Source organism: Zoogloea sp. GDB6 (assembly GCF_056724105.1).
Genome location: NZ_CM161497.1, coordinates 5,614,149 through 5,627,623, shown reverse-complemented (window position 1 = coordinate 5,627,623; position 13,475 = coordinate 5,614,149). Strand labels below are relative to the sequence as shown.

Annotated in this window: 11 protein-coding genes; 7 read left to right on the top strand and 4 right to left on the bottom strand. The window is 62.9% G+C overall.

What is annotated here, in order from left to right; all coding sequences use genetic code 11:
• Positions 1–98 precede the first annotated feature (98 nt).
• Entirely contained in the window at positions 99–1,148 is a 1,050-nt protein-coding gene (locus AC1PQG_RS25670) for a substrate-binding domain-containing protein (RefSeq protein WP_481120552.1), read from the bottom strand.
• A 440-nt stretch (positions 1,149–1,588) separates the two neighbouring features.
• Here AC1PQG_RS25670 and AC1PQG_RS25665 point away from each other — a divergent pair, with 440 nt between their 5' ends.
• Both AC1PQG_RS25665 and AC1PQG_RS25660 read left to right on the top strand, forming a co-directional pair.
• The gene (locus tag AC1PQG_RS25665) at positions 1,589–2,566 is read left to right on the top strand and encodes a restriction endonuclease (protein WP_481120551.1); all 978 of its coding nucleotides are present in this window, start codon (positions 1,589–1,591) and stop codon (positions 2,564–2,566) included.
• 360 nt (positions 2,567–2,926) lie between these two features.
• Positions 2,927–4,930, top strand: coding sequence for an ATP-binding protein (locus AC1PQG_RS25660; protein ID WP_481120550.1), 2,004 nt, complete (start codon positions 2,927–2,929; stop codon positions 4,928–4,930).
• A 334-nt stretch (positions 4,931–5,264) separates the two neighbouring features.
• On the opposite strand, the gene gstA is transcribed toward AC1PQG_RS25660, so the two are convergent.
• Positions 5,265–5,870 carry a glutathione transferase GstA gene (gene gstA, locus AC1PQG_RS25655; protein ID WP_481120549.1) on the bottom strand — a complete coding sequence of 202 codons (606 nt, stop codon included), beginning with the start codon at positions 5,868–5,870 and terminating at the stop codon, positions 5,265–5,267.
• 312 nt (positions 5,871–6,182) lie between these two features.
• On the opposite strand from gstA, the gene AC1PQG_RS25650 reads away from it, so the two are divergent.
• The 4 genes from AC1PQG_RS25650 to AC1PQG_RS25635 all read left to right on the top strand — a co-directional run bounded on the left by AC1PQG_RS25650 (position 6,183) and on the right by AC1PQG_RS25635 (position 10,664).
• Positions 6,183–8,348 (top strand): TonB-dependent receptor, encoded by a 2,166-nt coding sequence (locus AC1PQG_RS25650; protein WP_481120548.1) that lies wholly within the window; start codon positions 6,183–6,185, stop codon positions 8,346–8,348.
• An 81-nt stretch (positions 8,349–8,429) separates the two neighbouring features.
• Positions 8,430–8,702, top strand: coding sequence for a hypothetical protein (locus tag AC1PQG_RS25645; protein ID WP_481120547.1), 273 nt, complete (start codon positions 8,430–8,432; stop codon positions 8,700–8,702).
• A gap of 1 nt (position 8,703) precedes the next feature.
• Positions 8,704–8,994 carry a hypothetical protein gene (locus AC1PQG_RS25640; RefSeq protein ID WP_481120546.1) on the top strand — a complete coding sequence of 97 codons (291 nt, stop codon included), beginning with the start codon at positions 8,704–8,706 and terminating at the stop codon, positions 8,992–8,994.
• 14 nt (positions 8,995–9,008) lie between these two features.
• On the top strand, positions 9,009–10,664 hold the full coding sequence (locus AC1PQG_RS25635; protein ID WP_481120545.1) for a PepSY-associated TM helix domain-containing protein: 1,656 nt from the start codon (positions 9,009–9,011) through the stop codon (positions 10,662–10,664).
• A 32-nt stretch (positions 10,665–10,696) separates the two neighbouring features.
• On the opposite strand, the gene AC1PQG_RS25630 is transcribed toward AC1PQG_RS25635, so the two are convergent.
• A complete protein-coding gene (locus AC1PQG_RS25630; RefSeq protein WP_481120544.1) occupies positions 10,697–11,548 on the bottom strand; it encodes an SDR family oxidoreductase in 852 nt (283 codons plus the stop codon).
• 91 nt (positions 11,549–11,639) lie between these two features.
• Between AC1PQG_RS25630 and AC1PQG_RS25625 the strand changes: the two genes are divergently transcribed.
• Positions 11,640–12,068 carry a winged helix-turn-helix transcriptional regulator gene (locus AC1PQG_RS25625; RefSeq protein ID WP_481120543.1) on the top strand — a complete coding sequence of 143 codons (429 nt, stop codon included), beginning with the start codon at positions 11,640–11,642 and terminating at the stop codon, positions 12,066–12,068.
• Positions 12,069–12,071: 3 nt separating this feature from the next.
• Here AC1PQG_RS25625 and adeC read toward each other — a convergent pair whose 3' ends face one another.
• On the bottom strand, positions 12,072–13,466 hold the full coding sequence (adeC, locus tag AC1PQG_RS25620) for an AdeC/AdeK/OprM family multidrug efflux complex outer membrane factor (protein ID WP_481120542.1): 1,395 nt from the start codon (positions 13,464–13,466) through the stop codon (positions 12,072–12,074).
• Positions 13,467–13,475: the final 9 nt, after the last annotated feature.

Genomic DNA, 13,475 nt, shown 5'->3' with positions numbered 1-13,475 from the left:
AAGGCTCGTAAACATGACAAGGGCCAGTATTTTCAGTGCAAGCGCCGACCCCCACCTGGCCCTTGCCGCTTCTCGCTGCCGAACCGGACAAACCGAGTTCATTTCTTCTTCCAGATTTCTTGATAGGCGACGATCGCCTCACGCGTTACCGCGTCTTCATTACCGTCACCTGTTTTCATCCGCTCGGTCGTGACGAGAACCGGCATCGATTGAAATCCGCTGGCGGGCACCCCGGCAAAGGCCCGGTTCAACTCATCGGCCAACTGGTAACCCTGGAGCCTGAGCGGCTCGGCAATGGTGGCAACTTGCAGGGAGACACCGGCAGCGATACGACTCATCGCCTTGGCGGAGCCATCCCCCGCTGAAATGTTGGCAATATCCGTCCTGCGGAGCGCCATCAGCGGAAAGGAGATTTCGTCGAAATAGGCGTCATTCACCGCCAGACTGTATGTCCAGGCGCTCCCATACTTCGAATTGAGCCTGGCAACGGCCGCGGGCATCAAGGTCTTCACATCGGAGATCGGCACATTCTCGATTGAAAGCACCTGGCACCCAAGCTTATGCCTGCAAGCAGCCATACCTTCCTTCATGGCTTCCGTCTTGGCGTTTGCCACCGCATACTGGGCATCGTTGAATATGACAACGCCCACCGGCTTTCCCCTTGCCACGGCATCTTTCAATACAAAGTCCACCGCCATCTCCGCCACATCGAGGGGGCGGGTTGATATGTTGGCAAACAGATTTCTGGTGTGACCAGACGATTTGTCTGCATGCCAGCCGACAAGCACGATGCCGCGCGCCTTTGCAGCGCTCACCGCGGCGGAGAAGCCATGCGGATCGAAGCCACCGAAAACAAGCCCGTGGATTTCGGTCGAGACGGATCTGGACACGAGTGCCGCCTGGATCTTCTTCTGGCCCTGGCCATCCTCCAGGATGAGCCGCCACCCCAGCTTGCGTACGGCCTCTTCAAAGCCGCGATACGCCCCCATCACGCCCCCGTTCCTGAAATCCGCGGCCACGAAAACGACCGTCTTGTGTGATTGTCCGGTAGGGCCAGGCGGTGGCCCCTGATGGATATCCGCGGCAATCCCGTGCGGCGGACACACGCTTAACAAGATGCAGACAAACGAACCGATTGCGGTCTTCATGGCGGTTCTGGTTTTTAACTCCGCCTGACTCTACGCCATTCGAACTTCCGTCATCAATGAAAAAGACTATTTGAGAATCGCTTTCACTGGTACGCGCGATGCTCCGATTTGAGTGGATTCGAATCCTGGCATCTCGGGTTCAAATCCCGACTGAACAAGTTCACGTCCGAGCATCAAAAGTTCAAGTCGGTGCAGCAAACGACACCGGCCGACCCGGCCCGAGGACGACAGAAACCCCAAAGTCCCACCATCTCTGCCAAATTCGAAAAATGTGAACTGTTCCGTAGCGGGCCCGCCGGCAGCCGTGCGATATCTCTCCCCATCGCCACGACATACCCCGACGCCATGACCGCCCCGCAGCCCCCCGCCCTCGCGCTACCGCCCCAGGCCCCGGCTGCAGACATGGCCCACGCACCGGTCTAAAAAGGCAGCGTCCACCGATGGCCCGAAAACACTACCGCAAGAAACAATCCCCGCTGGCAGACCTGCTCAACGCCCCGTGGCCGGTGAGCGCGGTACTGGCCCTGGTGGTCTATGCCAGCCTCAAATGGGCCCTGCCCGCCTATGGCGCCGGCAACATGATCCTTCAGCCGCTCACCCTCGCCTTGTCGTCCTTCGCCGAACTCGCCGGCGGCGGCCTGCTGCTGATCGCCGTACTCGCCTATCTCCGCGCCGTCGTCAGCGCCAGGAAAGCCACCGAAGCCGGCGCGCCCAGGCTCGCCCCGGAACCCGCAAACGGCCCCGTGCATGCGCGGGTCTTCCACCCCAGGCAGGAACCCAGCCTCAAGAACCCCGCCGCCGGCGACGAGCCCGTCAGCGCCTCCTCAGCGCCGGAACCCCAGGCCGCCGCCCGCCCCGGCGCCTGGAGCATCGAGCTGATCCGCGACCTGGAATGGAAACGCTTCGAGGACGTCTGCCAGCGCTTCTACGCCAGCAAGGGCATCGAGAGCGCCACCACGCCCCTCGGCCCGGACGGCGGCATCGACATCCGCCTCTTCCAGAGCGCCACCGAAACCGACAAAGGCAAATGCACCGCCATCGTCCAATGCAAAGCCTGGGGCGAGCGCCTCGTCGGCGTCAAACCCGTGCGCGAACTGCTCGGCGTGATGACCCACGAAAGAATCCCCAAAGCCTTCTTCATGACCAGCGGCGGCTTCACCCCCGACGCAAAGGACATCGCCAAGGCCAACCACATCACGCTTATCGACGGCGAGATGTTCCTGCTGATGATTCTCCGCTTGCCGGAGGATGTGCGGCAGGAATTGCTTAATTTCGCAATTGAAGGGGATTACAAGGTACCGACGTGCCCGAGCTGCGGGATAAAGATGCGGGCGGTGGCGGGGAGCAAGGGGAAGGCGGGGTTTTGGGGGTGTTTCAATTATCCGCGGTGTCGACAGGTGTTGGGGATGAGGAGGTAAGGTCCAGCATATATTAGGAATAATTTCGCTATTAGACTGCAGCAGACGGTGAGGGCTTCGGGTTGGTAGTCAGCTTGCGTCCAAAAGTGACCGGTTATCAGCCGATCCAGATAGCGTCCATTCGGACGGCACGGTATGCCATAAAACAAAATGCCAAATGATTTTGTCGATCAGCTATGCCAACAGCAACCACTTTTCCTGCCTTCTTATTTTGTCGTGTGCATAGTCCCTGCTTATAAAGAGTAACTTGCAGAACATGTTATCCGGCATTCCTATTTTATGCGGCACAACTGTCGCCCTAAAACAAAGTTGGGCTCTAACTTCGCGCCCGTTTCTATCTCAATACAACAAGGACGCCCAGTGATTGACAAAAGCGTAACGAATCCAGGGTTTCATAAGCAGTTTTCAAAGAACCGCTTCAAAGGTGACGAGCTTTCCATACTCAATGCATTATCAAAGACATGGTACCTGACCAGCTCTGGCGAAAGTGTTCGCGCGGCGCTGTCTGAGTACGACTACTTTTTGATGAAGCCCTGTCCCCGAACAACAGAAATGTTCAACTTAGAACGTGAACTGATCTGCGTATTCAGCGATTACCCAAATTTCGAGCCACGATCCCTCGACATCTTCGACAAGGTCGTAGAACTACTTCCAAAAATGAGGACGGAATCCGTCTGCCAAGTGCTAATAAGCCGTGCCAAAAACGTCGAAGAAAAGGTAGACGCCCTTCTCAAATCGGACCCCGAACATCCAATAGTCATTCCCCTTACTTATGACGAGTTATTGACAGGAGATGCTGCTAGCGTTATTGAGAATCGCTTTCGCAAACATTTTTATTCACGAGACCTTTTCTCATTTCTCTCGCCGCTCAAAAAGGACACTTACTTTTTTGGGCGCTCCAATCTGATCAACGAGATTGTTAATCGATATCAGTCTGGCGAACATACCAGCCTTTTTGGCCTTCGAAAGAGTGGCAAAACCTCAATCGTTTATGCGTTAGAACGACGTCTGCTGGCTAATGGTGCACTTGTGCTTTCACTTGACTGCGAAAGTCCGTCAGTCCATTTAATGCGTTGGAACGAACTTCTTGAACGATTAGCAAAGAAGTATCACGAACTCCGCGGATCTAAGATCAAGCTAGATACGACAGGACGTTACGATCAATTAAATGCTGCAGAGAGCTTTGAGGCGGACGTCTTACGAGTTTATAAGTCCAAGAAGGCTGCTTCAACTCTGTTTATTTTTGACGAAATCGAACGACTAACACCAGGAACCGCATCCTCTCCACATTGGCGGGATTCCACGGACTTTGTTTACTTCTGGCAGACGCTTCGAAGTTTCTATCAGAAGCACCCTCAAGTATTCTGCTACATGGTGGTAGGCACAAATCCAAGCTGCATCGAATCGCCAGTTCTTAATGGGCACGAAAACCCCATATATGCGTCAATCCCAAGCCAATACGTACCACCGTTCACGGTTGAACAAGTAACTCAAATGGTGTCGCGACTGGGCGATTACATGGGTCTTAAATTTGATCCAATCATCTTCTCTAAACTAACGGAAGATCTTGGCGGCCACCCTTTTTTGATCAGACAAATGTGTAGTTTGATCAATCAGCGTGCCAACCAAACTCGCCCAACGATGATTGACAAGGCGCTATACCAAAAAGCCAAGAATGCCTTTCAAAACGAGTCTCTTGAATATCTAGAAATGATGGTTCACGTCTTACGCGAATGGTATTCTGAAGAATATGAAATGCTTAGATTCCTTGCTCAAGGAGACATGGAGAGCTTTAATGAATTCTCGGCTGATCACGCAAACTACACTCGCCATCTAATTGGCTATGGCCTCGTACAAAAGAGCGACCATGGCTATTCGTTCAGCCTTGAAAGTTTGGCCGACATTCTTCGGAAGAAACATAACCATGAGCGACTGCATCTCACTCAAGAGGAAAAACTTCAAGAGATCTCGTCGAGACGCGTCAAGTTAGAGAAAAGGCTGCGCACAACATTACGGGGCTCTCTCCGGGTAACGCTCGGACTGAAAAAAGCTGCCGAGGCGGTGCTAGCCTCGCTGCCTGAGGCGCGGCGCTTGACTCTTAATACCTTAGATCTAAATGCACTTCTAGATAAGGATAAGTCACCACTTTACCTTCTCGATTTGGTTAACATAATTAAACGAGAGTGGACATCTGTCGAAAATCTATTCTCCGTAGAAAAAACTAGGCTTACTGTGATGCTAGAGGAAATTAACTCAAAAGGACGACCGGAAGCGCACGCCAAGTCAATATCGGAAGACGACTTTACGCAATTACGCCTCTACTTCAAGAAACTTGAAGAGCAACTTGATGAGTTGGACAGCTAATGTCGTCCTAGCGCAAAAGCGAAAAGATTGAATTATCCAAACCATCACACCACCGGACCTGCGCGAAAAGCCGCGCAAGCCGGTGAATTGAGACGTTAGCCCTCATTAGGAGACCTCATACCTTTCTTCAATCCGACTGAACAAGAAAAGTGCAGCTATATGAGCCTTCTTCGCCACACAGTTTTTGAGGAACCTATCCGTCTTGTTCGCTTTACCGACTCAGCTCGCAGGCACGACGCAGCATACGGTCGCAAAGATCCTAAAACAGGCCTCTATGCTTCGTATTGGAAGTACGCTTCAAATGCCGGCGCTTTCGCGCCGGCTTCGTAACACCTTAAATCAACCCTTCCGCCTTCATCGCCGCCTGCACTGCAGGCCGCGCGGCTACACGCTCCTGGAACGCGATCAGGTTCGGGTAGGGGCTGAGGTCGAACTTGATCATCTTCATCCAACCCAGCGTGGTGAACAGATAGCCGTCGGCGACGCTGAAGTCGTTGCCGAGCAGGTAGGGCTTGTCGGCGAGGTGCTGGTTCACGTGACCGAGGCGGCGTTCCAGGTTGAGCTTGGCGGCGGCTTTCCAGTCGTCCTTGCTCAGCGGGTGGAAGAAGGCGGTCACCGACTTGTGGATTTCGGTGGCGATGAAGTTGAGCCAGCTTTGCAGGCGGTAGCGCTCGATGCTGCCGTTGGGGGGCGCGAGCTTCTTTTCCGGGGCGAGGTCGGCGATGTACTGGACGATGGCCGGGCCTTCGGTGAGGACTTCGCCGGAGTCGAGGACCAGCGCGGGCACGTAGCCCTTGGGATTGACTTCGAGGTAGTTGGCGCCGCTACCGGTGACCTTGGTGGCGAGGTTGACGCTTTCGGACTCGTACTTGAGGCCGGCTTCTTCGAGGGCGATGTGCGGGGACAGGGAACAGGCGCCGGGTTTGAAATAGAGCTTCACGTAGTCTCCTTGGTGCGCGCGAGGCGCGGTTTTTGTGGTCTGGAACAGGAACCGGCCGGCGGGCTACCCCGACAGGGGGCACTGCCGGCCGGTCGCTAAGATAGCAGCGGATCAAGACAGCGTGCTAACGGCGCAGCTTGCTGCGGAGCAAGAACGGATGGTTCACAAGGTCTTTTGTTGATAACCGTTCTCGTTTAGAATCTTCGCATGATGTCTGACGGTCATCGACCGGCAAATCCATTCTGACCAGGTAAACAACCACAGCACACAAGCCAGCCCTCGCCAGCCAGTGTTTATTCAAGGAGAAACACGATGCGGCGAATGACTCCGCTCGCGCTGGCGATGAGCATGCTTGCGCAATCCCCCTGGGCGGCGGCACAAGCGCTCCCCGATGCAGTTACGGAAAACGAGGCGACGCTGCCGGCGGTGAAGGTTGCCGCCAGCACGGAGCGCCCGTCCGATACGCCGGCCCCCTACGCCGGCGGCCAGGTGGCCAAGGGCGCCCGCCTGGGCGCGCTGGGCAATCAGGAGCTCATCGACACCCCGTTCAACATCACCGGCTATACCGCCGAGCTGATCGCAAACCAGCAGGCGCGGACGCTCTACGATCTGATGGCCAACGACCCCTCGGTGCGCTTCACGACGTCGAGCGGCCACGCTTATGAGAACTACCGGATACGCGGCTTCGATGTGAATTCGTCCGAGCTGGCCATCAACGGCATGTTCGGGCTGGCGCCCGTGGGCCATGCGCCGCTGGAAGCCGTCGAGCGGGTGGAGGTGCTGAAGGGGCCGAGCGCGCTGTTCAGCGGGATGCCGCCGGGCGGTGGGGTCGGCGGGGTGATCAACCTGGTGCCCAAGCGGGCGGCCGACGATCCCCTGACGCGCCTGTCCGTGGGCTACCAGTCCAAGGGGCAGTTCGGCACCAGCATCGATGCGGGGCGCCGCTTCGGCGAGCGCAAGGAAGTGGGCGCGCGCATCAACGGGGCCTTCAGCGACGGCGACACCGAGCTGGACGGCCAGACCAAGAAGCGCGAGTTCCTGTCGGCGGCGGTGGATTACCGCGGCAGCGCGCTGACCGCGTCCCTCGATGCGTACTACAGCAAGGAGTCGTTTGCCGGCGGAACACCGGCGATGTACTGGTTCCAGAGCACGATCCCGGTGCCGAAAGCCGCCGATCCGCACACCAACCTGTTCCGCGGCGCCAGTGGCACGCTGGAGAGCAAGGCCGTGATGGCCCGCGCCGAATACGAGTTCAATTCGCAGCTTTCTGCCTTTGCCGGCGTGGGGGTGATGAACTTCGAGTCCACGGGTTTCATCAACGGGACGCATGCGCGGATGATCGCCGCCAACGGCAACTTCACGGCGGCAACCAATGGCACGCGGAGCTACACGGACAGCGTGTCGGCCGAGGGCGGGCTGCGCGCACGCTTCGGCACCGGCCGTGTGGCGCACGAGTTGGTCCTGCACGCCAGCAACCTGGAGCAGGAGAGCGGCTCGGCCACCAATTCGGCGAGCGCCACGTCGAACATCTACAACCCGGTCACCACGCTGGTGATGCCCACGCCGCCGGGCGTGGCGCCCAAAACCAGCGACACGACGCTGTCCAGCCTGGCCCTGATCGATACGCTGTCGCTGCTGGACGACCGCCTGCGGCTGACCGTGGGGCTGCGCAACCAGAACATCAAGACCACCAACTACAACGCCACGACGGGGGCGGTGACCGCCGAGTACGACAAGAGCGTGGTCACGCCGGCGCTGGCTGCCGTCGTCAAGCCCTGGGGGCCGAAGGTTTCGCTGTACGCCAACTACGTGCAGGGGCTGAGCAAGGGCGACACGGTCACCGATACGCTGGCGACCAACCGGAACTTCGTGTTCGCGCCCTACAAGACCGACCAGAAGGAGGCCGGCGTCAAATGGGAGGTCGGCACCTTCACCAATACCGTCAGCCTGTTCGAGATCACCAAGCCGACGATGGTCGCGCTCGGCAGCAGCAGCAACCCGACCTATACCGACGACGGCGAGAAGCGGGTCCGCGGGCTGGAGTGGAATACCTTCGGTGAGCTGACGCGCACGCTCCGCCTGCTCGGCGGCGCGACCTATTCCCAGGGCGAGCAGACCAGGACCGCCTACGGCCAGTACGACGGCAACGTGGCCATCGGCACGCCGCGCTGGCAGGGCAACCTGGGCGCCGAATGGGACACGCCGTGGCTCTCCGGGCTGACCCTCAGCGGCCGCGTCGTGAGCACCAGCAGCCAGTATCTCGATGCCGCCAACCGCCAGCAGATCCCCAGCTGGACGATCCTCGACGTCGGCGCCCGTTACGCCACCCGGATGGATGGCCGCAAGGTGGTGCTGCGCGTAAACATCAACAACCTGTTCGACAAGCAGTACTGGTCGGGCAGCTTCAGCGACAGCTATTCGATCGCCACCCTGGGCGCACCGCGGACGATCACCGCGTCCGCGACGATGGACTTCTGATGGCCGCGCGGCAGTTGTTCCTGGAACACGCCCGGTAAACGAACGGACCGCATCCGGTCCGAAAGGCAGGACTCCTTCGACATGAAGACATTCACCTTGATCGGCCTGGCCGCGTCGCTGCTCGGCTGCGCCGGCCTCTACCTGGCCTCCCCCAACCAGCGCCTGCTCGCCGCGCAGTGGCCGGCCCGCCCGGCGCGGGTTGCCGGCACGGCCCTGCTGGCCGCCGGCTGGCTGGGCCTGGCGCAGGACATGCAGACTCTCACCGCCAGCTTCACCTTCGTCGTGGTGCTGATGCTGGCGTTTGCGCTGCTTCCGTATGTCGGCGCGCTCTGCGGCCGCGGGAAGGGGCGCTGACATGGCCACCGCCAAGCATTCGCCGATCCGCCGCGACTGGCTGTCCAAGACCCTGGCCGGACTGGTGCTGGGCGCCGTGCTGGCGCTCGGCGGCAGCGGCCTGTTCCTGCAGTTCAGCACCGACATGCCGCTCTCCGTGCGCGGGCAGCTGGCCATGTGGATGGTGCCCCCCATCTGGCTGGGCGTGCTGGGCAGCGTGTTCTTCTTTGCCAGCGGCCTGCGGGCCTGGCTGTGGCTGGGCGGCACGGGGGCGCTGGTGCTGGGCGCCCTGTCCGCCCTGCGCCTTTCCTGACCGGATCTCACACCATGAGAAGCGAGTTCGTCCGCATCTACAAAGCGGCCCATACGTGGACCGGCATCATCGCCGGGATGGCCTTGTTCATCGCCTTCTACGCCGGCGCACTCACCGTCTTCAAGGAGCCGCTGGCGCGCTGGGCCTCGCCGCCCAACGCAATCCGCCCGGTGGGGCTGGAAGACGCACAGCAGCTGATCGTCGGCACCCTGGCCACGCATCCGGCGGCCGCGAGGGATTTCACCCTCTATGTGCGGGATGCCGAGAACGTGCCGGCCCGCCTGGGCTGGCAGGTGCGCAACCCGGATGCCGACGATCACGACGACAGCCAGGTCCGCCACTACGCGGCGACGCTGGACGCCCACGGTGCGGCGCAGGTGGAGGAGACCCACCCGTCACGGCTGGCGTCCTTCATCGATACGCTGCACCGCGTCGTCGGCCTGCCGGCGGACAGCGATCCGAACCGCTGGGTGATGGGCGTCGTCGCGGCGCTCTACGCGCTGGCGCTGGTGTCCGGCGTGGTGGTGCTCCTGCCGTCGCTGGTCAAGGATTTCTTCGCGCTGCGGGTCGGCAAGAACCTGAAGCGCATGTGGCTGGACGCCCACAACGTGGTGGGCATCGTCAGCCTGCCCTTCCATCTGGTGATGGCGCTGACGGCGGTGGTCTTCGCCTATCACGACGGCATCTATGCGGTGCAGGACAGGCTGCTGCACGACGGCAAGTGGGGGACCGCCTTCCAGCGGCAGCGGCCGGCGCCCGGCGCGGCCGAACGCGATCCGGCGACGATGCTGCCGCCGCTGGAGATCCTCGCCCGGGTGCGGGAATTCTCGCCCGGCTTCGAGCCCACCATGCTGCAGTACCAGCAGGTCGGCGGGCCGCGCGCGGTGGTGCGGGTGTGGGGCAAGGACGCGGCGGCCGTCTCGCCGCGGGCGCGGGGCGGCTTTGCGGCGGTAGATCCTTACAGCGGCAAGGTGGTCGGCAGCGATTCCCTGCCCGGCCGGCAGAGCACGCCCAATCTGTTCATCAGCAGCTTCTTCGCCCTGCACATGGCGGCCTTCGGCGGCACGCCGGTGCAGTGGATGTACTTCCTGCTCGGGCTGGCCGGCGCCTGGCTGTTCTATAGCGGAAACCTGCTGTGGGTCGAGAGCCGCCGCAAGAAGCAGGCGCGCCAGGGCGGCGAGCTGCCAGCCCAGCGGCTGGATGTGCGCCTGATGGCCGCCGCCACCGTCGGCGTGTGTCTGGGCTGCATCTGCGGTGTCTCGCTGGCGATTGTCGGCAGTAAATGGCTGCACGGCCTGGCCGGCGATGCCAACGCATGGCTTCCGGCGCTGTACTACGGCGCCTTCTTCGCCAGCATCGGCTGGGCCTTCCTGCGCGGTGCGGCACGCGCGTCGGTCCATCTGCTGTGGCTGGCGGCCACCCTCACCGCAGCCATTCCGCTCACGTCCCTGCTCGCCTGGAGCCTGCCGGCCCTCGGCATGTGGACGCACACGTCGGCGGCCAGCCTGGGGGTGGATGCCACGGCGCTCGCCGGCGCCGCAGCCTTTGCGTGGATGGCCCGGGCGACGGCGCGACGCGTCCGCAGCGGGGCACCGGACAGCGTGTGGTCCGCCAGCGGTGCCCGGGCCAGGCCGGAGGCTGGCGTGCCGGCGGCCCAAGCTCCGCGCTGACGGGCCGGCAAGGCGCCGGCCCGCGCCGCCGCTTATTGCAGCGCGGCCTTGACCAGCGCCGCCAGGCCGGCGGTGGGGCGGCCGATCAGCTGGCTGAGCTGGTGGCCGTCGTCGAACAGGCCGCCCTTGGAGGCGCCGATGTCGGACTCGGCCAGCAGCACGGCGAGGCCTTCGGGCAGGCCGGCGCCGAGCAGCGCGGCCTTGAAGTCGGCTTCGGGCAGGTTCTGGTAGGCCACCGCCTTGCCAGACTGGCGGGCGATCTCGGCGGCCAGCTCGGCCAGCGTGTAGGACTCGTCGCCGGCCAGTTCATAGACCTTGCCGGCCTGGCCGTCGCGGGTGAGGACGGCGGCCGCGGCGGCGGCGTAGTCGGCACGGGCGGCGGAGGCGATGCGCCCTTCGCCGGCACTGCCGAGCACCACGCCGTATTGCAGCGCGGGCGGGATGCTGGCGAGGTAGTTCTCGGTGTACCAGCCGTTGCGCAGGATGACCGCCGGCAGGCCGGCTTCGGCGATGAGCTGTTCGGTGGCCTTGTGCTCGGCGCCCAGCGGCAGCGGCGTGGTGTCGGCGCGCAGCAGGCTGGTGTAGGCGATCAGGCCGACCTTGGCGCGCTTGGCGGCGTCGATCACCGCGCGGTGCTGCGGCAGGCGGCTGCCGACTTCGCTGGAGGAGATCAGCAGCAGCTTGTCGGCGCCGGCAAAGGCGGCGTCGAGGGTTTCCGGCCGGTTGTAGTCGGCCTCGCGGACCTGCACGCCACGCGCGGCGAGGTCGGCCACCTTGGCCGGCGTGCGCACGGCGGCGACGATCTGGGCGGCGGGAACGGTTTGCAGCAGGTTCTCGATGACGAGGCGGCCGAGCTGGCCGGAGGCGCCGGTAACGACGATCATGATGCGACTTCCTTTATCTGGGAGGGAGGAAGCGGCAGAATATCCGCCTGACTAACTTTTAGTAAGTACGCACCAAAAGGTAAGTGCAAGCATGAATACAGACCACGACGACGGGGCCGAAGCGCGCCCGACCCTGGCCGAGATGATGCGGCGCGGCGACGTGTTCGCCGAGAAGTGTCCGTCCCGCGAGGTGCTGAAGCACGTGACCAGCCGCTGGGGCGTGCTGCTGCTGGTCGGCCTGCTCGGCGGCACGCACCGCTTCAGCGACCTGCGCCGCAAGGTGAACGGAATCAGCGAAAAGATGCTGGCGCAGACGCTGCAGCAGCTGGAGAGCGACGGCTTCGTCGCGCGGGTCTCCTACCCGGTGGTGCCGCCCCACGTGGAATACACGCTGACGCCGCTGGGCGAGCAGATCGGCCGCAAGGTCGAGGCGCTGGCCGACTGGATCGAGCTGAACCTGCCGGAAATCCTGGCCGCCCAGCAGGCGCGGGCGGGCCAGGAAAGTGAAGTGACGACCTGAGGCTTACTGCGCGCCGCCGCCGAGCACCTTGTACAGCGTGACCTGGTTGCTCAGCCCGGCCAGCCGGACGGTGATCAGGCTCTGCTCGGCGCTGTACTGGGCGCGCTGGGAGTCGAGCACAGCCAGGTAGCTGTCCACGCCCTTGTCGAAGCGCGCCTTGGACAGCCGATAGCTGGCCGCGGTGGCGTCGACGAGGGATTGCTGGGCGGCCAGCTGGCCTTCCAGCGGCGTGCGCAGCGACAGCGCATCGGCGGCTTCGCGGAAGGCGGTCTGCACGGCCTTTTCGTACTGGGCCAGGCCGATCGCCCGGTCCGCCTCGGCCACCTTCAGGTTGGCGCTGATCCGCCCGGCGTCGAAGATCGGCAGGGTGATCTGCGGCGCGAAGCTCCACGCCCCGGCGCCGCCCTTGAACAGGTCGGACAGCTGGCTGCTGGCGACGCCACCCTTGGCGGTCAGCGTGATGCTCGGGAAGTAGGCCGCCCGCGCCGCGCCGATGTTGGCATTGGCGGCCTGCAGCGCACGTTCCGCCTGCAGCACGTCGGGGCGCCGCTGCAGCACGTCGGCCGGCACGCCGTCGGGCACGCCGGCCAGCGCCGAGACGCTGCCCAGTTCGCCCGGCTGGGCCAGCTCGTCGGGCAGCGGCCCGCCGATCAGCAGCGCCAGCGCGTTGCGGTCCTGGGCCAGCTGGCCGGTGTAGCGGGCCACGTCCACCCGCGCCGAGTCGACGCTGGTCTGGGCCTGGCGCAGGTCCAGCTCCGATGCGCTGCCCAGCTCGAAGCGGCGCTTGGTGAGGTCGTAGGAGCTCTGCTGGCTGGCGCGGGTTTCCTCGGCCAGCTTCAGGCGCTCGTTGTCGGCGACCAGCGTCAGGTAGGCGCTGGCGACCTCGGCCACCAGGCTGATCTGCGCGCTGCGCCGGGCTTCCTCGGTGCCGAGGAACTGGTACAGAGCCTGATCCTTGAGGCTGCGGATGCGGCCGAAGAAGTCCAGCTCGTAGGACGCGAAGCCGAGGCCGGCGGTGTACTGGTGGGTGGTCATCGCCTGGCCGGTGGTGGACAGGCTGGCCGGCGTGCGCTGGCCGGTGCCGCCGGCCGTCGCCTGCACGGTGGGGAACAGGTCGGCGCGCTGGATCTGGTACTGGGCGCGGGCCTTCTCGATGTTGAGGGCGGCGACGCGGAGATCCCGGTTGTTGTCCAGGGCCAGCGCGATGAGCTGGCGCAGGCGGGCATCGGTGAAGAAGTCCTGCCAGCCGATGTCGGCCGCGGCGGCGGCGGAGGCCGCTGCCCCCGCGTCGGCCGGCCATTGCTGCGGCACCGGCGCGGCCGGCGTCGCGTAGTCGGGCGCCAGCGTGGCGCAGCCGGCCAGCACGGCGGAGGCCAGCGCCGCGGCGAGAAGAGTCATGCGGGGCAT